The sequence below is a fragment of the Microbacterium sp. LMC-P-041 genome (assembly GCF_030209555.1).
Lineage (GTDB): Bacteria > Actinomycetota > Actinomycetes > Actinomycetales > Microbacteriaceae > Microbacterium.
The window spans coordinates 294,827-315,541 of the sequence record NZ_JARVRV010000002.1 but is presented as its reverse complement, the minus strand read 5'-3'; the positions used below and the strand labels follow the sequence as shown (position 1 = coordinate 315,541).

The window sequence follows — 20,715 nt, the reverse complement described above, 5'->3', positions numbered from 1 at the left end:
ACACGTTCGAACCGGAGGACACGATGGGTAACCCGCTGAAGAAGACCATGGTGTATCTCGGCCTCGCTGACGAGGAAGAGGTCTACGAGGAGGAGCCGACCCCGGCCCGCTCGCACCGCGAGCGCGAACGCGAGGAGCCCGCTCCCGCGCCCGTGACCCCGCTACGGCGCCCCGTCGCCGTGCGCCAGCCCGCAGGAGGGGCAGTGAACGAGATCCTCACCGTGCACCCGAAGCAGTATCGCGATGCTCAGCTCATCGCGGAGAGCTTCCGCGAAGGTGTGCCGGTCATCATCAATCTCTCGCAGATGAGCGACGCAGACGCCCGCCGTCTGATCGATTTCGCCTCCGGACTCTCGCTCGGCCTGTACGGCCGCATCGAGCGGGTCACGTCGAAGGTCTTCCTCCTGTCGCCGGAGAACATCGCGGTCTCGGGTCACGGGGGAATCGCGCACGCGGACGCCGAGTCCGCGGGCTTCGACCAGTCGTAGACCGTGGGGTTCGTCGTCTCCATCGTCGCCAGCATCGTACATCTGGCTTTGCTGCTGTACCTGCTGGTGCTCTTCGCCCGACTCATTCTCAGCTACATCCCGATGTTCAATCGGGAGTGGCGACCGAAGGGCGCCGGACTCGTCGCGGCTGAGCTCGTCTACACGGTGACCGATCCGCCCGTCCGGTTCTTCCGGCGGATCATCCCTCCTCTGCGAATCGGCTCGCTCTCCCTGGATTTCGGCTTCTCGATCACCATCCTGATCGTGCTGATCCTGATGAGTGTCGTCCGAAGCTTCATCTGAGACCCCTGGGACTTCGGCGCTCTGGAGTGTCGCGGGATCGCGACTGACAGGCTCGGGGACTATGCTTGGCTCCCAGGTGCGCGCCCCGGGTTCGCGCCGAATCTCGACCACGCCATTCCAAACTGGCAACCGAACTCATCGAAGGAGCCACCATGGCACTTACCCCGGATGACGTCGTCACCAAGCAGTTCCAGCACGTCCGCTTCAAGGACGGCTTCGACCCGGACGAGGTCGACGACTTCCTCGACGAGATCGTCATCGAGTGGCGCAAGGCCCTCGAAGAGAACGTCGAACTCAAGGCCAAGCTGGCCGCGTACGAGTCCGGCGATGCACCGGCCGCTCCCGCAGCCGCTGCAGAGGCGCCCGCCGCCGTGGTCGAAGAGGCCGCTGCGCCTGCTGCTGCTCCCGCGGAGCCCGCTCCGTCGGGTTCGGCGACTGCGACCGCCGGCATCATCGAGCTCGCTCAGCGCCTTCACGACGAGCACGTCGCCGAGGGTGAGGCCAAGCGTGCCCAACTCATCGCCGAGGCCGAAGGCGAGGTCAACCGCATCCGCACGGAGGCCGAGGCCAAGCAGCGCGAAGAGTCGGCTCGTCTCGAGCGCGAGCGCAACGCCCTCGAGGCCCGGATCACCGAGCTCCGCAACTTCGAGCGCGATTACCGCTCGCAGCTGCGCGGCTACATCGAGGGTCAGCTCCGCGATCTCGACGAGAAGTCGGCGTCGACGGACTCGACTCCGGTTTCCGCGATCGGACTGTAGGTCGTCCTTTTGCCAGGACGCCGTCCCCTTCGTCGGTCGGCGGCCGGCGCGATAGTTGCGGTTCTCGCAGCGATCGTGCTGGCCGCCGATCAGTTTGTGAAGTACCTCACGACCGAGAACCTGCCGCTCCAGCAGCCGGTGCCGGTGCTCGGTGAGTTCCTTCAGCTGTACTACGTGCGCAACCCCGGCGCAGCGTTCTCGCTCGGATCCGATGTCACATGGATCTTCACCATCGCTCTGGCGGTGGTGGCCGGTGTGATCGTGTGGAAGGCCCTGGGTCTTCAGTCACGCCTCTGGGCCGTCGTCCTGGGCTGCCTGCTCGGTGGAGTGCTCGGAAACCTCACCGATCGTCTCTTCCGCGATCCTGGTTTCCCCATGGGGCACGTGGTCGACATGATCTCGATGCCGTGGATGATGCCGGCGATCTTCAACGTCGCCGACATCTTCATCGTCACCGGGATGATCTCGGTCGCGCTGCTCGTCGTGCTGGGACTCCGCTTCGACGGCACCCGGGAGCGTGACCACGCTCCTGTGGAGACCGATGACGAAGCCGAGGCTGCCGCGTTGGCCGAGGAGACCGGAGGCGAGACCTCTCGCCCGGGTACCGCCTCTCCGGATGCCGCCGCCGCGGACGGACGCTGAGCATGGAATTCCGCACCCTCCCCGTTCCTGACGGGCTGGACGGGACGCGCGTCGACGCGGCACTCGCGAAGATGCTGGGCTTCTCGCGCACCTTCGCCGCCGAGGTCGCCTCGGCGGGCGGCGTGCGCGTCGACGGGGTGACGCTCGACAAGTCCGATCGCCTGCGCGGCGGAGGGTGGCTCGAGGTGGAGTGGCAGCCGAAGGAGGAGCCGCGGATCATCCCGATCGCGGTTCCGGAACTCGGAATCGTCTACGACGATGACGACATCGTCGTGGTCGACAAGCCCACGGGCGTCGCCGCTCATCCCTCGCTCGGATGGGAGGGGCCGACCGTCGTCGGCGCTCTCGCAGCGGCGGGGTTCCGGGTCGCCACCAGTGGCGCTCCGGAGCGGCAGGGGATCGTGCATCGTCTGGATGTCGGCACCAGCGGGCTCATGGTCGTCGCCAAGAGCGAGACGGCGTACTCGTCGCTGAAGCACGCGTTCAAGGAGCGCACGGTGGAGAAGATCTATCACGCCGTCGTCCAGGGGCACCCCGACCCGCTGACGGGGACGATCGATGCTCCGATCGGCCGGCATCCGAATCACTCCTGGAAGTTCGCCGTCGTTCCCGACGGCAAACCGTCGGTGACCCACTATGAGACCCTCGAGGCCTTCCCGGGAGCCTCGCTGCTCGAGATCCATCTCGAGACCGGACGCACGCACCAGATCCGCGTGCACATGGCGGCCCTGCGGCACCCGTGCGCGGGCGACCCGCTCTACGGAGCAGATCCGACGCTGTCGGCACGGCTCGGACTCACCCGACAGTGGCTGCACGCGCACAAGCTCGCCTTCACCCACCCGGCGACGGGGGAGTGGGTGCAGTTCGAGTCGGGGTACCCCGCGGATTTCGAACGTGCCCTGGAGATTCTGCGCGGCGAGTGAATCGACGCCGTCGATGTCGGCGGTGTGGGTCAGACTGAGCCCATGAGCATCGAGGTGCGACCCGCTACCGAATTCGACGACGTGGCGGCTCTCGTCGGCCCCAAGAAGCCGACGTCGAACGTGTGCTTCTGCCTGAGCTACCGCATCGGCAGCGCCGAGAACAGGGCGCTGCGAGGCGAGAAGCGAGCGGAGCGCGTGCGTGAGCTCTGCCACCAGGATCCGCCTCCAGGCGTGATCGCGTACCTCGACGATGAACCGGTGGGCTGGGCGGCGGTGCATCCGCGCAGGGAGACGAGCTTCGCGCGCAACAGACTGATCCCGCATGTCGACGATCTCGATGTGTGGTCGCTCTGGTGCATCCGCGTCCGTCCAGGCCATCGGAAACAGGGCATCTCGCACGCTCTGATCGACGGAGCGGTGGCTCATGCGAAGAAGAGCGGCGCCCCCGCGATCGAGGGGTATCCGGTCGACAACCGTGGCGAGACGGTGAATCTCACAATGGCCTACGTCGGCACGATGGGGCTCTTCGAGAGTGCCGGATTCGCGAAGGCGGCCGACACCGGCTCGACGCTCGACGGCTTCCCGCGGGTGCTCATGCGACTCGATCTGCGAGATCCGCGCAACGGATCGAAGAAAGCGTGAACCCGACTGCACGTCAGAGGCAATACATAGTGTGAGCACAGACAGTGAGATCATCCGGCGGTCGCTGAGTCGGCCTGAGGCGTTCGCCGAGCTGTTCGACCGACATGCACGTGCGGTGGACGCGTTCGCGACATATCGGGTGGGTGCCCATGCCGCCGAGGACGTGCTCAGCGAGACCTTTCTCGTCGCCTTCCGCCGTCGAGGGGACTTCGACCTGAGCAAGCACTCAGCCTCTCCCTGGCTGCTCGGAATCGCCTCGCGGCTCATCCGTCGGCACAGAGCCGTCGAGGCACGGCATTGGCGCTCGTTCGCCGCGGTCGTCGGGGAGGACCATACGTCGCTCGGTGGACTCGATGACGCGATGCGGCGCGTGGACGCCGAGCGCGAAGTGCGTGCCCTGCGGAAGAAGATCGCGGCGTTGTCCCCCAAGGATCGGGAGACGCTTCTGCTCTACGCCTGGCAGGGGCTGAGCTACGAAGACATCGCGGAGACTCTCGGTGTGCCTGTGGGCACCGTGCGCTCCCGGTTGAATCGCGTTCGCACGCGACTCGATCCGGCGCGAAAGGCCCGTTCGTTCGAGATGCAGCAGGAAGGAGAAGTCCGTGGACGTGTTTGAGAAGGTTCAGAAGACCAAGCCGGATGTCGATGGTGTGGACTCGCATCTCGACTCGGCCCGCGCTCGACTGATGAGCGAGATCGCCGCGGGGAAGACCTCGGTGTCCGCTCGCCCTGCCGCACCGAAGCGGCTCGTGGCCGGCGTGCTCGTGGGCGCCGCACTGGCGGCGACGGCGGGCGTGCTGGTGATCACGGGACTCACCGAACAGCCGAAGCCCGTGATCGAGGCCGTTCCGACGCGGGAGCCAGGACAGACGCTGAAGCCGTCGCCGACGCCCGCGCCGACACAGGAGCCGATGACGGCTGCGGGGGCCTTCGGCGCCGCCGCGACTGCGGCTCGGTCGTTCACCGGCCTGACGTTGGCACCGGGACAGTACCTGCGCGTGCACACGCAGTCGGAGCAGATCGTCTATCACCAGCCCGATCCGAACGGCGGGCAGTATCAGGCGGATCGGTCGAACGCTCAGAACGCCTGGCGCGGAAGCTCCTCCTGGAACTCCTATGCGCCGGCCGACCCGACGCAGCAGTGGTTCTTCGCCACCGATCAGCCCTGGACAGTGAGCGACACCTTCGGGCCGGACGCCGCGGCGCTCGCCCAGGCGCACAAGGAGGCGATGGCCTCGGGCGGCGATCCGTACTTCTCGAACGGGCCGTCAGCACCCTGGGCCACCCCGGACGGGTACGGGCTCGTGGCGTTCTTCTCGGCGATGCCCACGGACCCGGCGGCGCTCATCGCGTGGATCCGAGAGAATCAGGGGATCGTCGCGGGCGATCAGGACTACAAGGTCGGGTGGGTCCTCATCGAGCTTCTGTCGTACAACATGGGGTCGGGGGCTGAGCGGGCGACGATGTACGACGCCCTCAGCATGCTTTCCGGGTCTGAGATCGTGTCCGCCGATGCGACCTCGGCGACGCTGCGGTTCTCGGCGTCGACAGAGGCTCTGTCGGGTCAGCCAGCGGTTCAGCGGCGCTCGATCACGATCGACACGACCACGGGGCTCGTCACGGAGACGACCGCGGTGCTCGACGTCGCCTCTTCGCTGATCCCCGCCTCCCTGGCAGACGAGAGGCACGTCTTCACCGTGAGCATCGTGGACTCGCTCCCCTGAAGCGATGCGGGACCCCGGAGCGGCAGGTGCGGCGACGCTCGATGTCGGATGCCGAAAGTAGACTCGAAGGCATGGCATCCGACTCCTTCGTCCACCTGCACGTGCACAGCGAGTACTCGATGCTCGACGGGGCGGCGAAGATCGCGGCGATGACGCAGGCGGCGGCAGATTACGACATGCCGGCCATCGCCGTGACCGATCACGGCAACACCTTCGCGGCGTTCGAGTTCTACAAGGCGGCGAACGCCGCGGGCGTCAAGCCGATCATCGGTCTCGAGGCCTATGTGACTCCCGGCACGCATCGCAGCGACAAGACGCGTGTGCAATGGGGCTCCCCGGATCAGAAGAGCGACGATGTCTCCGGCTCCGGTGCCTACACCCACATGACGATGTGGAGCGAGAGCACGCAGGGGATGCACAACCTGTTCCGTCTCAGCTCGCTGTCGAGCATGGAGGGCTACTACTTCAAGCCCCGCATGGACCGGGAGCTCCTGCAGACATACGGCAAGGGCCTGATCGCCACCACAGGATGCCCCTCGGGTGAGATCCAGACGCGACTGCGCCTCGGCCAGTACGACGCCGCACGTGCGGCGGCCGCCGAGTTCCAGGACCTGTTCGGCAAGGAGAACTACTTCGCCGAGATCATGGATCACGGTCTCTCCATCGAGCGCAGGGTGATGACCGATCTGATCCGGCTCGCCAAGGATCTGAACATCCCGCTCGTCGGCACCAACGACTCGCACTACACGCACCAGCATGAGGCCGATGCCCATGAGGCGCTGCTGTGCGTGCAGTCCGGTTCGACGCTCGACGATCCCAACCGGTTCAAGTTCGACGGCGACGGGTACTACATCAAGACCGCCGCAGAGATGCGTCAGCTGTTCCGCGACCACCCCGAGGCCTGCGACAACACGCTGCTCATCGCCGAGCGGTGCGAGGTCGAATTCAACACGGCGGCCAACTACATGCCGCGCTTCCCCGTGCCGGACGGCGAGACGGAGGACAGCTGGCTCATCAAGGAGGTCGAAGCGGGCCTCCACTACCGATACCCGAGCGGCATCCCCGACAAGGTGCGCAAGCAGGCCGAGTACGAGACCGGAATCATCCTGCAGATGGGGTTCCCCGGCTACTTCCTCGTCGTCGCCGACTTCATCAACTGGGCGAAGGACAACGGAATCCGTGTCGGTCCGGGCCGTGGCTCGGGCGCCGGGTCGATGGTCGCCTATGCCATGAAGATCACCGACCTCGACCCGCTCGAGCACGGTCTCATCTTCGAGCGCTTCCTCAACCCCGACCGCGTCTCGATGCCCGACTTCGACGTCGACTTCGATGACCGTCGCCGCGGCGAGGTCATCGACTACGTGACGAGGAAGTACGGCTCCGAGCGCGTCGCTCAGATCGTCACCTACGGCACGATCAAGTCGAAGCAGGCTCTGAAGGATGCGGGGCGTGTGCTGGGATTCCCGTTCAGCATGGGCGAGCGGCTGACGAAGGCGATGCCGCCGCCCGTCATGGGCAAGGACATGCCTCTCGACGGCATGTTCGACTCGGCGCACCCCCGCTACAAGGAGGCGAGCGAGTTCCGTGCGCTCATCGAGACCGATCCCGAGGCGAAGACGGTCTTCGACCGCGCCCTCGGCCTCGAAGGTCTGAAGCGCCAGTGGGGCGTGCACGCCGCCGGTGTGATCATGTCGTCCGAGCCCCTGCTCGACATCATCCCGATCATGCGCCGCGAGCAGGACGGCCAGATCGTCACCCAGTTCGACTACCCGTCCTGCGAGTCGCTCGGGCTGATCAAGATGGACTTCCTGGGGCTCCGCAACCTCACGATCATCTCGGACGCTCTCGACAACATCCGCACCAACCGCGGGGAGGAGCTCGACCTCGAACACCTCGCCCTGGATGACCGCGGCGCCTACGAGCTGCTCGGTCGCGGCGAATCGCTCGGCGTCTTCCAGCTCGACGGCGGGCCGATGCGATCGCTGATGCGCCTGATGCGTCCGGACAACTTCGGCGACATCTCCGCGCTCATCGCGCTGTACCGCCCGGGTCCGATGGGTGCGAACTCGCACACGAACTATGCGCTGCGCAAGAACGGCCAGCAGCCGATCACACCGATCCACCCGGAGTTCACCGAATCGCTCGCCGACATCCTCGACGAGTCCTACGGCCTGATCATCTACCAGGAGCAGGTGATGGCCATCGCCCAGCGCGTGGCCGGGTTCTCGCTCGGCCAGGCCGACATCCTGCGCCGAGCGATGGGCAAGAAGAAGAAGTCCGAGCTCGACAAGCAGTTCGAGGGCTTCCAAGCCGGCATGCACGCGAACGGGTACTCCGACGGTGCCGTCAACGCGATCTGGGAGATCCTCCTCCCGTTCTCGGACTACGCCTTCAACAAAGCGCACTCGGCGGCATACGGGGTCGTCTCGTACTGGACCGCCTACCTCAAGGCGCACTATCCCGCCGAGTACATGGCCGCGCTGCTCACCAGCGTCGGCGACTCGAAAGACAAGATGGCGCTCTATCTCAACGAGTGCCGTCGAATGGGCATCAAGGTGCTCCCGCCCGATGTCTCAGAGTCGATCAAGTACTTCGCCGCTGTCGGCGACGACATCCGATTCGGGCTCGGTGCCGTCCGCAACGTCGGCAGCAACGTGGTCGAGGGCATCATCGCGGCCCGCAAGGATGAGCGATTCTCCTCGTTCCATCACTTCCTCGAGAAGGTCCCGCTGCACGTCTCGAACAAGCGCACGGTCGAGTCTCTGATCAAGGCCGGCGCGTTCGACTCGATGGGCGACTCGCGCCGTGCGCTGCTCGAAGTCCACGAGGATGCCGTCGAGGCGGCTGTGGATCGCAAGCGGAACGAAGCACAGGGTGCGATCGGCTTCGACTTCGACAGTCTGTACGACGGAATGGAAGAGGCGCCGCCTGCCAAGGTGCCCGCCCGCCCCGAATGGATCAAGAAGGACAAGCTCGCTTTCGAGCGCGAGATGCTCGGGCTCTACGTGTCGGACCACCCCCTGGCCGGGCTCGAGGTGCCTCTGGCGAAGCACGCGTCGATCTCGATCCACAACCTCATCAACTCGGAGGACATGCAGGACGGTGAGCAGGTCACCGTCGCCGGTCTCGTCACGAGCGTGCAGCATCGCGTCGCGAAGGCCAGTGGCAATCCGTACGGAATGATCACCGTCGAGGACTTCAACGGCGAGGTGACGGTCATGTTCATGGGCAAGACGTACACCGAGTTCCAGCACATCCTGCAGCAGGACTCGATCCTCGCCGTGCGCGGCCGGGTGTCGAAGCGTGATGACGGACTCAACCTGCATGCGCAGTCGGCGTTCGCGCCGGATGTCGGTTCCTTCGACGCCGCGGGTCCGCTCTCGCTCGTGCTCGCCGAGCAGAGGGCGACGGAGCGGGTGATGCACGAGCTCGCCGACGTGCTGCGCCGTCACAACGGGGACACCGAGGTCGTGCTGCGGGTGCACCGCGGCGGCACGGCGAAGGTCTTCGACGTGCCGATGCCGGTCAAGGTCTCGGCCGATCTGTTCGGAGATCTCAAATCGCTGCTCGGGCCGACCTGCCTGGGCTGAGCACCAGCGGACGCTGCCGCTCGATGGGTCCTCACGGACGCACCGGGTAGTATCGGGACGCGTTCGGGTGCACGACGACTAAGGCTCTGCACCGTGGCGAAAGGACCCTCCCCATGAGCACGGAATCACCCTTCCTGAACAGTGACGACTCAGCTGCAGACCGGTCGTCGGCGTCAGACGAGTCACCTCTCGACGAGGACTTCTCCGATGACGACGGCGTGCTCTATGACGATGAGGTGACGCCGGAGTACGGCATCCTCGGATTCACCTTGCGGGAGCTGCTCATCGTCGGCGTGTGGCTGATCGCCTTCATCGCGTCGTTCTTCCCGTACGTCGGAGACTCGTCCATCTGGGGTGCCGGAATCCAGTGGGTCCTCCCGATCGGCGTGCCGACGGTCGCCGTGTTCCTGCTGGTCCTCCGCCGTTTCTCACCCGACGGCATCCGCCGGGTCGGCTCGCTGGGGATCGACCAGTTCGCTTCCGTGGCGTTCTCCGTCTCAGCGGTCTTCTGGCTCGGCGCACTCTGGAACGCCGTCGCGTTCGCGATCGAGTTCGGTGTCTTCGGGCTGCCCTGGAACGGCGTCGTTCAGCTGCTCGCAGCGCTCGCGCTCGTCGTCCTCACGGTCTTCGCTCCGCTGGTGCCCGGCCTCAAGGAAGATTTCCAGGGCCGACTCGTCACGCTCGCGCACCGCAACGCCAATCCGGTCCGACCGGTCATCGCGCGTCCTCGCCCCGAGCCTGCCGCCCCGGGCGCCGACGCTCCCGTCGCCGTCGAGGCCGATACTTCGGCCGACACGGACCTGCGACCTGCGTCGTACGCATCGCCCGCCTCGTCGAGCGATGTCGCTCCTGAGGCCCACACCGCCGCGACGGATGCCGCGCCGACGGCCTACGCGACGGACGCTGCACCGACGGCCTACGTGACGGACGCCTACGGGACGGACGCCGCGCCGACGGCCTACGGGACGGACGCCGCACCGACGGCCTACGCGACGGACGCTGCCCCGACCGCCTACACGACACCCTCGGCGGAGGGGATCGACGTCGAACTGTCCCGTGAGCAGGCGACCGATGAGGTCGCCCGTCTCGATGTCGCCGAGCAGGTGCCGCTGTCCTCCCACGCGTCGGGCGGGGGGACCGGGACCGAGGAGACGACCTCCGATGAGGAGTACACCCCGGCGTACTCGCGCCGGTCGCGCGGCCAGGAACCCGAGATCGTGTCCGACACCGGAAGCATCGAGTCGCTTCTCGGTGCGACCGCGCGCGATGTCTCGTCGCCCGAGACGACCGCGTTCCCCGCCGTCGAACACGACTCGGACTTCGCCGCGACGAGCCCTCAGGACGCCTACTCGACCCCGCAGCCCTTCTGGATCCTCGCGCCGACCGAGCGGGACGTGCATGACGAACGCGGCGAGGTCATCTTCCGAATCGGACCGAATGCGTGGGCGCTCGTCATCGAGGACCGCGGTGGCGCCTATGTCATCCGACACGACGACGGTCGCATCGGCTACCTGCACGACATCTCAGACATCACGAAGGGCTGATCTTGCGCACGATCGATCTGCGAGGGCGCACGCTCTCGCCGGCTGACATGCTCGCGGCCGTGCCGCGAGCCACCCAGGCACGGGCCGAGGCTCTCGACACCGCCACGCGCATCGTCGAGGACGTGCGCGAGCGCGGCGAAGAGGCGCTGCGCGAGCAGGCTGAACGCTTCGATCGTGTCACGGGTCATGAGATCCGCGTGCCCGCGCAGCACATCGCCGATGCTCTCGAGACCCTCGCGCCTGCTGTCCGCGATGCCCTCGACGAGGCGATTCGCCGGGTGCGCATCGCCTCCGAAGCCCAGGTTCCCGAACGTCGGATCACCCGGATCGGCGCCGGCGCGACGATCGCCCAACGCTGGCAGCCTGTGCACCGCGCGGGCGTGTACATCCCCGGCGGCAAGGCGGTGTATCCGTCCAGCGTCATCATGAACGTCGTCCCCGCCCAGGTCGCGGGCGTCGAGCAGATCGCGCTCGCTTCACCGCCCCAGGCGGATCAGGGAGGTCGCGTCCACCCCACGATCCTCGCCGCGGCAGGCCTCCTCGGCATCACGGAGGTGTACGCCATCGGCGGCGCCGGCGCCATCGGTTCCTTCGCGCACGGCGTCGCCGGCATCGGACTCGACCCGGTCGACGTGCTGTCAGGGCCCGGCAACAACTACGTCGCCTCCGCCAAGCGGGCGGTGGCCGGGGTCGTCGGCACGGACTCCGAGGCGGGGGCCACCGAGATCCTCGTCGTCGCAGATGCCGCCGCCGACCCGCGTCTCATCGCCGCCGACCTCGTCAGTCAGGCCGAGCACGACGAGCAGGCTTCGGCCGTCCTCGTCACCGACTCGCCTCAGCTCGCCGATCGTGTCGCCGAAGAGGTGGCGCGGCAGGCCGGCGCGACCCGTCATGCGACCCGGGTGGCCGCAGCTCTCGACGGACCGCAGTCCGCGATCGTGCTCGTCGACGACCGTGCCATGGCCACGGCGTTCAGCAATGCGTACGCTCCCGAGCACCTCGAACTGCACCTCGAGGATGCCGAGGACGCCGCCGGCAGCTTCACGAGCGCAGGTGCGGTGTTCGTCGGCGACCACACGCCGGTGAGTCTGGGCGACTACATGGCGGGCAGCAACCATGTTCTGCCGACCGGGGGACAGGCGCGCTATGCGCCGGGACTCGGCGCCTACACGTTCCTTCGTCCGCAGCAGGTGATCTCCTACGATCGGGCCGCCCTGGCCGAGGTCCGTGAGGGGGTCGTCGCCCTCGCCGAGACCGAAGTGCTCCCCGCGCACGGCGAGGCGATCGAGGCGCGTTTCACCGCGTAGGATCGGTCAGATGCACTGCCCCTTCTGCCGTCACTCGGACTCTCGCGTCATCGATTCCCGCACCAGCGACGACGGTCTCTCGATCAGGCGCCGTCGTCAGTGCCCTGAGTGCGGCGGGCGTTTCACGACCACCGAGACGGCCAGCCTCAACGTCATCAAGCGTTCGGGCGTCATGGAGCCGTTCAGTCGCGAGAAGGTGATCTCCGGCGTGCGCAAGGCGTGTCAGGGGCGCCCCGTGACCGAGGCCGATCTGGCTGTCCTCGCTCAGCGTGTCGAGGAAGCCGTGCGGCAGACAGGTGTCTCGCAGCTCGATACGAACGAGATCGGCTTGGCCATCCTCGGACCCCTCCGCGACCTCGATGAGGTCGCATACCTGCGGTTCGCGAGCGTGTATCAGGCTTTCGACTCGCTCGAGGATTTCGAGAGCGCCATCACGGATCTGCGTGCCGACCACGTCAAGCCGGAGCCTGCCGACCGGTAATCTGGCAGGGATGTATCCGCTGCTCTTTCGCGCTGTCCTGTCGCGCTTCGACCCCGAGTTCGCCCACCACGCCGGTATGGCGGTGATCCGCGTGCTCGGAGTGCCTCCGCTCTCCTGGGCGACGCGGGCACTGACGAAGCCGGACCCGTCGCTGCGGGTGGACGCACTCGGACTGAGCTTCTCCTCGCCCTTCGGCATCGCCGCCGGGTTCGACAAGAACGCGATCGGTGTCCGCGGCCTTGCAGCGCTCGGCTTCGGCCACGTCGAGGTCGGCACCGTCACCGCGATCCCGCAGGAGGGCAACCCGAAGCCCCGACTGTTCCGGCTGATCGCCGATCGTGCGGTCATCAACCGCATGGGATTCAACAACGAGGGCGCGGATGCTGCGGCCCGGCGCCTCGCGCGGTTGCGTCGCGGCGCCCCTGACACGGTCATCGGAGTCAACATCGGCAAGAGCCGTGTCGTCGACGTCGAGGACGCCACCGCCGACTACGTCGCTTCGGCGACGCGGCTGGCCCCGCTGGCCGACTACCTGGCCGTCAACGTCTCGTCCCCGAACACCCCGGGTCTTCGGGGACTGCAGGCGGTGGAGACGCTGGCTCCGCTGCTCAGGGCGGTGCGCGCGGCATCCGGAAAGACTCCGCTGCTCGTCAAGATCGCCCCCGATCTGGCTGACGACGAGATCGCCGCGATCGCGAAGCTCGCCGTCGACGAGGGCCTCGCCGGCATCATCGCGCACAACACCACGATCAGCAGGGATGGACTCACGACGGACGCGGCGACGGTCGCGGCCATCGGAGCGGGCGGCCTCTCCGGCGCGCCCCTCAAGGAGCGCTCGCTTCAGGTGCTGCGTCTGGTTCGCTCGACCGTGCCCGCAGAGTTCTGCGTCATCGCCGTCGGGGGAGTGGAGACGCCCGCGGACGTTCAGGAGCGACTCGAAGCGGGCGCGACGCTCGTGCAGGGCTACACGGCGTTCCTGTACCGCGGTCCGTTCTGGGGACGCGAGATCAACCGGGGCCTCGTCGCACGCTGAGAAGCTGCGCGTACGAACAAGAGAGGCGCCTCGTGCTCATAGAGCACGAGGCGCCTCTCTCGATGATTCAGGGGATCAGGCGGGGCGGTCGCCGCGCTTGACCTGCGGCTTCGGCAGACGCATGAACCGCATCTGCAGCGACCGCATCGCGGCGTACCAGCCGAGACCGCGCTCCATGCGGTCCTTGCCGAACTTCGCGGCGACCTTGCGCTTGACGCGCATCCCCAGCAGGATCATGCCGCCGATCGCGAGGATCAGGTACGCCATCATGACCAGGTACGCCCAGCCGGCGATCGCGAAGCCGCCGATGGCGAGGTTGGCCGGAAGGAGCGAGATGAGGATGACGAGCACCATGACGCCCATCACGAACTCGGCGGGGTGCCATCCGGCGTCCACGTAGTCGCGGACCCAGCGGCGCTGCGGGCCCTTGTCGCGAGCCGGGAGGTACTTCTCCTCGCCAGCCGCCAGACCGGCCTGCGCGCGGTTGCGTCGCTCGCTGAGCTCGGCGCGCGCTGCGGCCTTGGCCTCCTTGGTGTTCGCGACCAGAGGACGGCGGCGGGCCGCTTCCTGCTCGGCCCGGGTCGGCGTCGCGCGTCCCTTGCCCGACGCGGTCGTCTCGGCGGCGTCGTCGTTCGTCGAAGGGGGGACAGGGGTAGTGGCCACGAGGTTCCTCGGTTCAGTGAAGGCGGATCACCTTAAGATTACTCGCATGACATCTCCTGCCCAGCCCGGTGACCAGAATCTGTCCAGCGAACGCGAGCCGGCCGTCCTCGAGGCCGCAGCCACAGGGTTCCCGGCCGCGCTGAGCGACCTGGGCGCACTCGTCCGCATCCCCGGCATGGCCTGGCCCGCGTTCGACCAGACGCAACTCGAACGCAGCTCGGAGGCGGTCGCCGCGCTCGCGACGGCGACGGGGGTCTTCGACGACGTGCGGGTGCTGCGCGCCGCGATCCCGGGCACCGACGAGCACGGGCAGCCTGCCGTGCTCGCGACGCGTGCTGCGCGCAACGGCAAGCCGACGATCCTGCTCTACGCGCACCACGACGTGCAGCCTCCGGGAGACGACGCGCTGTGGGAGACGCCGCCGTTCGAGCCAACGGTGCGCGACGGACGCCTTTACGGGCGCGGAGCCGCCGATGACAAAGCGGGCATCATGGCGCACATCGCCGCGATCCGCGCTGTGGCCGAGGTCGTCGGAGATGACCTCGAGCTCGGGATCGCGATGTTCATCGAGGGGGAGGAGGAGTACGGATCGCGCTCCTTCGCTCAGTTCCTCGCGGACAACAAGGAAGCGCTCCGGGCGGATGCGATCGTGGTCGCTGACTCGGGCAACTGGGATTCGGTCACCCCCGGCCTCACCGTCTCGCTCCGTGGCAATGCGCGCTTCACCGTGCGCGTGCGCACCCTCGACCACGCGTCCCACTCGGGCATGTTCGGCGGAGCGGTTCCGGACGCCATGATGGCCACGGTGAGGATGCTCGCCACGCTCTGGAACGAGGACGGCTCCGTCGCCGTCGAGGGGATGACCGAGCGCGACGCGCCGACGCCGGAGTACACCGAGGAGACGCTCCGCGATGAAGCGGGTCTTCTTCCTGGCACGTCTCCGGTCGGCGGCGGCAGCATTCTCAGCCGGATCTGGAACAAGCCGGCGGTCACGGTCATCGGGATCGATGCGACGAGCGTCGCCGCGGCGTCGAACACCCTCCTTCCCGAGGTGACGGTGGTCGTGAGCGCGCGCGTCGCGCCAGGTCAGACGGGGGAGGAGGCGTATGCCGCCCTCGAGGCGCATCTGCGCGCGAACGCGCCGTTCGGTGCGGAGCTGACCTTCACCGACGTCGACCTGGGAAACGGCTTCCTCGTCGACACCAGCGGCTGGGCGGTCGCCCTCACCCGCGATGCGATGCGCGACGGGTACGGTGTGCCGCCGGTCGACCTCGGCGTCGGCGGCTCGATCCCGTTCATCGCTGATCTGGTGCGGGAGTTCCCCGACGCGCAGATTCTCGTGACCGGCGTCGAGGACCCGCACTCGCGTGCCCACAGCCCGAATGAATCGCTGCACCTCGACACGTTCCGCCATGCGGTCGCGACCGAGGCTCTGCTGCTCTCGCGCATGAACGACATCATCATCTGAGCCGCATCCGCGAGCCTGAGGGTAAAATCGAGATACCAGCCGTGCGAGCGCGGCCCGTCACAAGGAGCGACATGAGCGACACCACACTGACTTCGGCAGAGACCACCCAGGCGCACGGCGTGAAGCTGACCGATGCCGCGGCCACGAAGGTCAAGAACCTTCTCGAGCAGGAGGGCCGCGATGACCTGCGTCTGCGCGTAGCCGTTCAGCCCGGCGGATGCTCCGGCCTGATCTACCAGCTGTACTTCGACGAGCGATTCCTCGAGGGCGACGAGACCGTCGACTTCGACGGCGTCGAGGTCATCATCGACAACATGAGCGTCCCGTACCTCGACGGCGCCTCCATCGACTTCAAGGACACGATCTCGGAGCAGGGCTTCACGATCGACAACCCCAACGCCGCAGGCAGCTGCGCCTGCGGAGACAGCTTCCACTGATCCGAACCCCTCCGCCAACCTGCGTGGTTGGCATGAATCAGGTGTGAGGTTGCCCTAGACTTGGGTGTGCCCTGTCCGCAATCTGAAAGGTGCATCGTGCCCTCGAAACGCCGCCTTCGTTGGGCCGCTCTCCCCCTGGGAGTAGCGGCAGCCGTGGCCCTGGCGGGATGTACTGCCACTGAGCTGAACGGTTACCTCCCGGGCTTCGTGGAGGGTGAGCCTGCGGCCACCAACCAGACCGAGCGCGTCTCGTCGCTCTGGGTCAACTCCTGGATCGTCCTCCTCGCCGTCGGCGTGATCACCTGGGGCCTGATGGCCTGGGCCGCGATCGCCTACCGTCGCCGGAAGGGTCAGACCGGACTGCCCGTGCAGATGCGGTACAACATGCCGATCGAGATCTTCTACACGGTCGTACCGCTGATCCTCGTGCTGGGCATGTTCTTCTTCACCGCGCGTGACCAGTCGGCGATCGAGACGAAGTGGGACGAACCCGACGTCGAGATCACGGCCATCGCCAAGCAGTGGGCGTGGGACTTCCAGTACGACGGTGAAGAAGAGGACAACTCCGACGCCGTCTGGACGATGGGAATCCAGGCCCAGCCGGACGCGGACGGCACCATCGATCAGGCGCAGCTCCCGACGCTGGTGCTGCCGGTCGACCAGAAGGTCACGATCAACCTGCAGTCCCGCGATGTCATCCACTCGTTCTGGATCATCGACTTCCTGTACAAGAAGGACATGTACATCGGGAAGGACAACTCCTGGTCCTTCATCCCGACCCGAGTCGGCGAGTACGCCGGCAAGTGCGCCGAGCTCTGCGGCGAGTACCACTCGATGATGCTCTTCAACGTCAAGGTCGTCGAGCAGGACGAGTACGACGCCTACCTCCAGACTCTCGAGGAGGAAGGCAACACGGGAGACATCACGGACGCGTACGACCGTCTGTCGAACTACCCGGGGACCACCGCCCCGACCTCCGAGGAAGGAGAGGAGTAAGCCATGTCGACCACTGAAGCCCCCCGCACCGACGAGGCCCCTCGCTCTCGACCCACCACCCTGCCCGCACGTCAGGCTGCTCTCATGAGCTCGTCGCGTGTCGAGCAGAAGGGCAACATCGTCGTCAAGTGGATCACCTCCACCGACCACAAGACGATCGGGTACATGTACCTCATCGCCTCGGTGCTGTTCTTCCTCCTCGGCGGCGTGATGGCACTCGTCATCCGTGCTGAGCTCTTCGCTCCGGGAATGCAGATCATCCCGACCAAGGAGCAGTACAACCAGCTCTTCACGATGCACGGCACGATCATGCTGCTGATGTTCGCGACACCGCTGTTCGCCGGCTTCGCCAACGCGATCCTGCCGCTGCAGCTCGGCGCCCCGGACGTCGCCTTCCCGCGTCTGAACGCGTTCGCGTTCTGGCTGTTCCTCTTCGGCTCGACGATCGCCGTCGCCGGCTTCCTCACCCCGCAGGGTGCGGCCTCGTTCGGATGGTTCGCCTATCAGCCGCTCGCCAGTGCGTCCTTCTCTCCGGGTGCCGGTGGAAACCTCTGGATGCTGGGTCTCGGCATCTCGGGCTTCGGAACCATCCTCGGCGCCGTGAACTTCATCACCACGGTGATCACGATGCGCGCACCGGGTATGACGATGTGGCGCATGCCGATCTTCTCGTGGAACACGCTCATCACGAGCCTCCTCATCCTGATGGCCTTCCCGGTGCTCGCCGCCGCGATCTTCGCCGCAGGTGCGGACCGCGTGCTCGGCGCTCACATCTACGACCCGGCCAACGGCGGTGTCCTGCTCTGGCAGCACCTGTTCTGGTTCTTCGGTCACCCTGAGGTCTACATCATCGCTCTGCCGTTCTTCGGCATCGTCTCCGAGATCTTCCCGGTCTTCAGCCGCAAGCCGATCTTCGGATACAAGACGCTCGTGTACGCGACGATCGCGATCGCCGCACTGTCCGTCGCCGTCTGGGCTCACCACATGTACGTGACCGGCTCTGTGCTGCTGCCGTTCTTCGCCCTCATGACGATGCTCATCGCAGTGCCGACGGGTGTGAAGATCTTCAACTGGATCGGCACGCTGTGGCGTGGATCGGTGACCTTCGAGACCCCGATGGTGTTCGCACTGGGCTTCCTCGTGTCGTTCGTCTTCGGTGGCCTGACCGGTGTCATCCTCGCGGCTCCGCCGCTGGACTTCCACCTGTCCGACTCGTACTTCGTGGTCGCGCACTTCCACTACGTCGTCTTCGGCACCGTCGTGTTCGCCATGTTCGCCGGGTTCTACTTCTGGTGGCCGAAGTGGACCGGACGCATGCTCAACGAGCGCCTGGGCTACGTGCACTTCTGGATGCTGTTCATCGGCTTCCACATGACGTTCCTCATCCAGCACTGGCTGGGCGTCGACGGCATGGTGCGTCGCTACGCCGACTACTCGCCGGAAGACGGATGGACGTGGGGCAACCAGGTCTCGACGATCGGCGCGATCATCCTCGGTGCCTCGATGCTGCCCTTCTTCCTGAACGTGTGGATCACGGCTCGCAAGGCTCCGAAGGTCACGGTGAACGACCCGTGGGGCTACGGCGCTTCGCTCGAGTGGGCGACGTCCTGCCCGCCGCCGCGTCACAACTTCACGTCGATCCCGCGTATCCGCAGTGAGCGTCCCGCGTTCGACCTGAACCATCCCGAGGCTGCGGAGTTCACGCCCGCTGCGCCCGGCGAGCGAGAGGGCCACTGAGCCATGCGCGACAATGTCATCCTCTGGTGGGTCCTGACCGCCTTCTTCGCCCTGGTCGGCGTCGTCTACACCGGCTGGCACATCCTCGCCACGCCGTCGGACAACTTCGCCGCGCGGATCGAATGGGTCGGCACCGTGGCGCTGTTCTTCGCCGCGTTCATGGGCGCGATGATCGCGTTCTACCTCGACCGCACGCACAAGGCTCAGAACGGCGAATTGCCTGAGGACATCCTCACGAGCGACATCGACGACGGAGACCCCGAGCTCGGCGAGTTCAGCCCCTGGTCCTGGTGGCCGATCGTCCTCGCGGGTTCCGCTGCCGTCTTCGTCGTGGGACTGGCCGTCGGACACTTCCTGCTTCCGATCGGCCTGGCGATCTTCGTCGTCGCGATCGTCGGCTGGGTCTACGAGTACTACCGCGGGAACTTCGCCCGCTGATCTGCATGCAGAAAGCCCCTGGGATCTCCATCCCAGGGGCTTTCTGCATGTCCTGTCGCTACGCGCGGCTGCGGACACGGGCGATGCCCGTCAGCGGGTCGACAGGGCGACGGTGGACGCCGTCGGCCTCCTCCACGGGATAGCCCTCCCTGACCCAATACTCGAACCCGCCGATCATCTCGCGAACGGCGTAGCCGAGCTTCGCGAACTCCAGAGCGCCCTTCGCGCCGGCGTTGCACCCCGGGCTCCAGCAGTAGACGACGACGGCGGCGTCGAGGGGGATCTCGGCAGGAGCGCGGCTCGCGATCTCGCTGTAGTGCATCTGTGTCGCTCCAGCGACGCGTCCCTGCGCCCACGCTTCCTCTGAGCGGACATCGATGATGACGATGTCGTCTTCGGAGCGAAGAGCGGGATACACATCGCTCGCATCGGTCTCGTAGGCGAGCTTGGCGGCGTAGTAGTCAGCGCGATCGATCATGCGCTCAGCCTAGGCAACGGCGCGAGGTCCCGCCGTCATCATCCGGACGGCGGCGCACTGGAATCCGCCAATGTGGAGTGCAGGCTCAGAGCTCCACTGTCATCTGGACGCGGCGTCCGTATCGGTCGAGGCCGAGGGAGGCCTCGGTCTCCACCAGGCCGCGCTGGAACGGCGTCTCGGGGATGCTCTCGAGGAACCCGCACGACGCGTAGAAGGGCGCGTTCCACGGGATCTCGGCATAGGTCCGCAAGGTCATGCGCGTGTAGCCGCGATCCCGCGCCTCATCGAGTGCAGCGCTCACAAGGCGGCGTCCGAATCCCTGTCGTCCCACGGTGGGGAGGACAGACAGCTGTTCGAGGTGCGCATGACCGTCGGAGTCCAGGACATGGACGAAACCCACAGGGGAGGAGCCCTCTGACTCTTCCAGAACGAGAACGAATCCCGGCTCGGCGAGGCGTTCGGCACCGTTCGCAGCGGGAGGCCATACTGGCGCCCCCAGACTGTCGATCAGGAGAGCGTCAGCCTGGGCCTCGATGGCGGTCAGGAGCTCCGCATCCTCGGACGTGGCGGGCCTGATCGCAGCGCTCATCGGTTCGTCTCCGCGATCGCAGCGACCGCTTCGATCTCCACCAGCTGGTCGTCGTACCCCAGCACGGTGACGCCCATGAGGGTGCTCGGTACGTCGTGCTCCGCGAAAGCCTCGTGAACGACGTTCCATGCCGTGACCAGATCAGCCTGAGACGACGACGCCACGAGGACCCGCGTGCTGATGACGTCGGCGATCGTGGCGCCACTGGCGCGCAGCGCGAGATCGAGGGTCTCCAGGCAACGTGACGCTTGCGCGGCGTAGTCGCCGGGGGCCGTGGTGGTTCCGTCGTCCTCGAGCGGGCAGGCGCCCGCGAGGAAGATGAGTCGGGAGCCCGCCGGAGCAGTGGCGGCGTAGGCATAGGGGGCGGCAGCGAGATCGGCGGATCGGATGAGTTGGACTGCGGAGCTCATGGCACGATCCTTCCACGTTCACTTGAGAGCCTCCCGGACATGAAGAAGGCCCTGTCCGAAACGG

At 66.7% G+C, this 20,715-nt stretch carries 22 protein-coding genes; 18 read left to right on the top strand and 4 right to left on the bottom strand.

Features of this window, described 5'->3' with window-relative positions:
• Positions 1-23: 23 nt before the first annotated feature.
• From QRN21_RS05420 to QRN21_RS05360, 13 genes are all read left to right on the top strand, one after another.
• A complete protein-coding gene (locus QRN21_RS05420; protein WP_053096751.1) occupies positions 24-488 on the top strand; it encodes a cell division protein SepF in 465 nt (154 codons plus the stop codon).
• A 3-nt stretch (positions 489-491) separates the two neighbouring features.
• Positions 492-791 carry a YggT family protein gene (locus tag QRN21_RS05415; protein ID WP_053096749.1) on the top strand — a complete coding sequence of 100 codons (300 nt, stop codon included), beginning with the start codon at positions 492-494 and terminating at the stop codon, positions 789-791.
• Positions 792-943: 152 nt separating this feature from the next.
• Complete coding sequence (locus QRN21_RS05410; protein ID WP_285363351.1) at positions 944-1,549, top strand: DivIVA domain-containing protein; 606 nt, start codon at positions 944-946, stop codon at positions 1,547-1,549.
• Between the two features lie 51 nt (positions 1,550-1,600).
• On the top strand, positions 1,601-2,191 hold the full coding sequence (gene lspA / locus QRN21_RS05405; protein ID WP_072592313.1) for a signal peptidase II: 591 nt from the start codon (positions 1,601-1,603) through the stop codon (positions 2,189-2,191).
• A gap of 2 nt (positions 2,192-2,193) precedes the next feature.
• Entirely contained in the window at positions 2,194-3,114 is a 921-nt protein-coding gene (locus tag QRN21_RS05400) for an RluA family pseudouridine synthase (protein ID WP_053096743.1), read from the top strand.
• A 42-nt stretch (positions 3,115-3,156) separates the two neighbouring features.
• Positions 3,157-3,756, top strand: a complete 600-nt coding sequence (locus QRN21_RS05395) for a GNAT family N-acetyltransferase (RefSeq protein ID WP_285363350.1) — start codon at positions 3,157-3,159, stop codon at positions 3,754-3,756.
• A gap of 31 nt (positions 3,757-3,787) precedes the next feature.
• Positions 3,788-4,372: an RNA polymerase sigma factor gene (locus QRN21_RS05390; protein WP_285363349.1), complete on the top strand. Its 585-nt coding sequence runs from the start codon at positions 3,788-3,790 to the stop codon at positions 4,370-4,372.
• The gene (locus QRN21_RS05385) at positions 4,359-5,480 is read left to right on the top strand and encodes a hypothetical protein (protein WP_285363348.1); all 1,122 of its coding nucleotides are present in this window, start codon (positions 4,359-4,361) and stop codon (positions 5,478-5,480) included. Before QRN21_RS05390 ends, QRN21_RS05385 begins: the two co-directional genes overlap by 14 nt.
• Before the next feature lie 71 nt (positions 5,481-5,551).
• Entirely contained in the window at positions 5,552-9,070 is a 3,519-nt protein-coding gene (gene dnaE, locus QRN21_RS05380; protein WP_053096735.1) for a DNA polymerase III subunit alpha, read from the top strand.
• Between the two features lie 113 nt (positions 9,071-9,183).
• Complete coding sequence (locus tag QRN21_RS05375; RefSeq protein WP_230100720.1) at positions 9,184-10,614, top strand: hypothetical protein; 1,431 nt, start codon at positions 9,184-9,186, stop codon at positions 10,612-10,614.
• Positions 10,614-11,921, top strand: coding sequence for a histidinol dehydrogenase (gene hisD / locus QRN21_RS05370; RefSeq protein ID WP_285363384.1), 1,308 nt, complete (start codon positions 10,614-10,616; stop codon positions 11,919-11,921). The genes QRN21_RS05375 and hisD overlap by 1 nt, the downstream gene beginning before the upstream one ends.
• 10 nt (positions 11,922-11,931) lie before the next feature.
• Complete coding sequence (nrdR, locus tag QRN21_RS05365) at positions 11,932-12,402, top strand: transcriptional regulator NrdR (protein WP_053096729.1); 471 nt, start codon at positions 11,932-11,934, stop codon at positions 12,400-12,402.
• Between the two features lie 10 nt (positions 12,403-12,412).
• Positions 12,413-13,435 (top strand): quinone-dependent dihydroorotate dehydrogenase, encoded by a 1,023-nt coding sequence (locus QRN21_RS05360; protein WP_285363347.1) that lies wholly within the window; start codon positions 12,413-12,415, stop codon positions 13,433-13,435.
• A gap of 75 nt (positions 13,436-13,510) precedes the next feature.
• Here the strand turns inward: QRN21_RS05360 and QRN21_RS05355 are convergent, their stop codons facing one another.
• Entirely contained in the window at positions 13,511-14,098 is a 588-nt protein-coding gene (locus QRN21_RS05355; protein WP_053096724.1) for a DUF3043 domain-containing protein, read from the bottom strand.
• A 46-nt stretch (positions 14,099-14,144) separates the two neighbouring features.
• Here QRN21_RS05355 and QRN21_RS05350 point away from each other — a divergent pair, with 46 nt between their 5' ends.
• The 5 genes from QRN21_RS05350 (at position 14,145) to QRN21_RS05330 (ending at position 19,174) form a co-directional block, all read left to right on the top strand.
• Positions 14,145-15,566, top strand: coding sequence for a dipeptidase (locus tag QRN21_RS05350; protein WP_053096722.1), 1,422 nt, complete (start codon positions 14,145-14,147; stop codon positions 15,564-15,566).
• Between the two features lie 71 nt (positions 15,567-15,637).
• The gene (erpA, locus tag QRN21_RS05345) at positions 15,638-16,003 is read left to right on the top strand and encodes an iron-sulfur cluster insertion protein ErpA (protein WP_053096720.1); all 366 of its coding nucleotides are present in this window, start codon (positions 15,638-15,640) and stop codon (positions 16,001-16,003) included.
• 96 nt (positions 16,004-16,099) lie between these two features.
• Positions 16,100-16,999, top strand: a complete 900-nt coding sequence (ctaC, locus tag QRN21_RS05340; RefSeq protein WP_053096718.1) for an aa3-type cytochrome oxidase subunit II — start codon at positions 16,100-16,102, stop codon at positions 16,997-16,999.
• A gap of 3 nt (positions 17,000-17,002) precedes the next feature.
• A complete protein-coding gene (ctaD, locus tag QRN21_RS05335) occupies positions 17,003-18,736 on the top strand; it encodes an aa3-type cytochrome oxidase subunit I (RefSeq protein WP_053096716.1) in 1,734 nt (577 codons plus the stop codon).
• A gap of 3 nt (positions 18,737-18,739) precedes the next feature.
• Positions 18,740-19,174 (top strand): cytochrome c oxidase subunit 4, encoded by a 435-nt coding sequence (locus tag QRN21_RS05330; RefSeq protein WP_053096714.1) that lies wholly within the window; start codon positions 18,740-18,742, stop codon positions 19,172-19,174.
• A gap of 58 nt (positions 19,175-19,232) precedes the next feature.
• On the opposite strand, the gene QRN21_RS05325 is transcribed toward QRN21_RS05330, so the two are convergent.
• From QRN21_RS05325 to QRN21_RS05315, 3 genes are all read right to left on the bottom strand, one after another.
• Positions 19,233-19,652 (bottom strand): rhodanese-like domain-containing protein, encoded by a 420-nt coding sequence (locus QRN21_RS05325; RefSeq protein WP_285363346.1) that lies wholly within the window; start codon positions 19,650-19,652, stop codon positions 19,233-19,235.
• An 85-nt stretch (positions 19,653-19,737) separates the two neighbouring features.
• Positions 19,738-20,241, bottom strand: coding sequence for a GNAT family N-acetyltransferase (locus QRN21_RS05320; RefSeq protein ID WP_285363345.1), 504 nt, complete (start codon positions 20,239-20,241; stop codon positions 19,738-19,740).
• Complete coding sequence (locus QRN21_RS05315; RefSeq protein WP_053096708.1) at positions 20,238-20,651, bottom strand: RidA family protein; 414 nt, start codon at positions 20,649-20,651, stop codon at positions 20,238-20,240. Before QRN21_RS05315 ends, QRN21_RS05320 begins: the two co-directional genes overlap by 4 nt.
• Between the last annotated feature and the right edge of the window lie 64 nt (positions 20,652-20,715).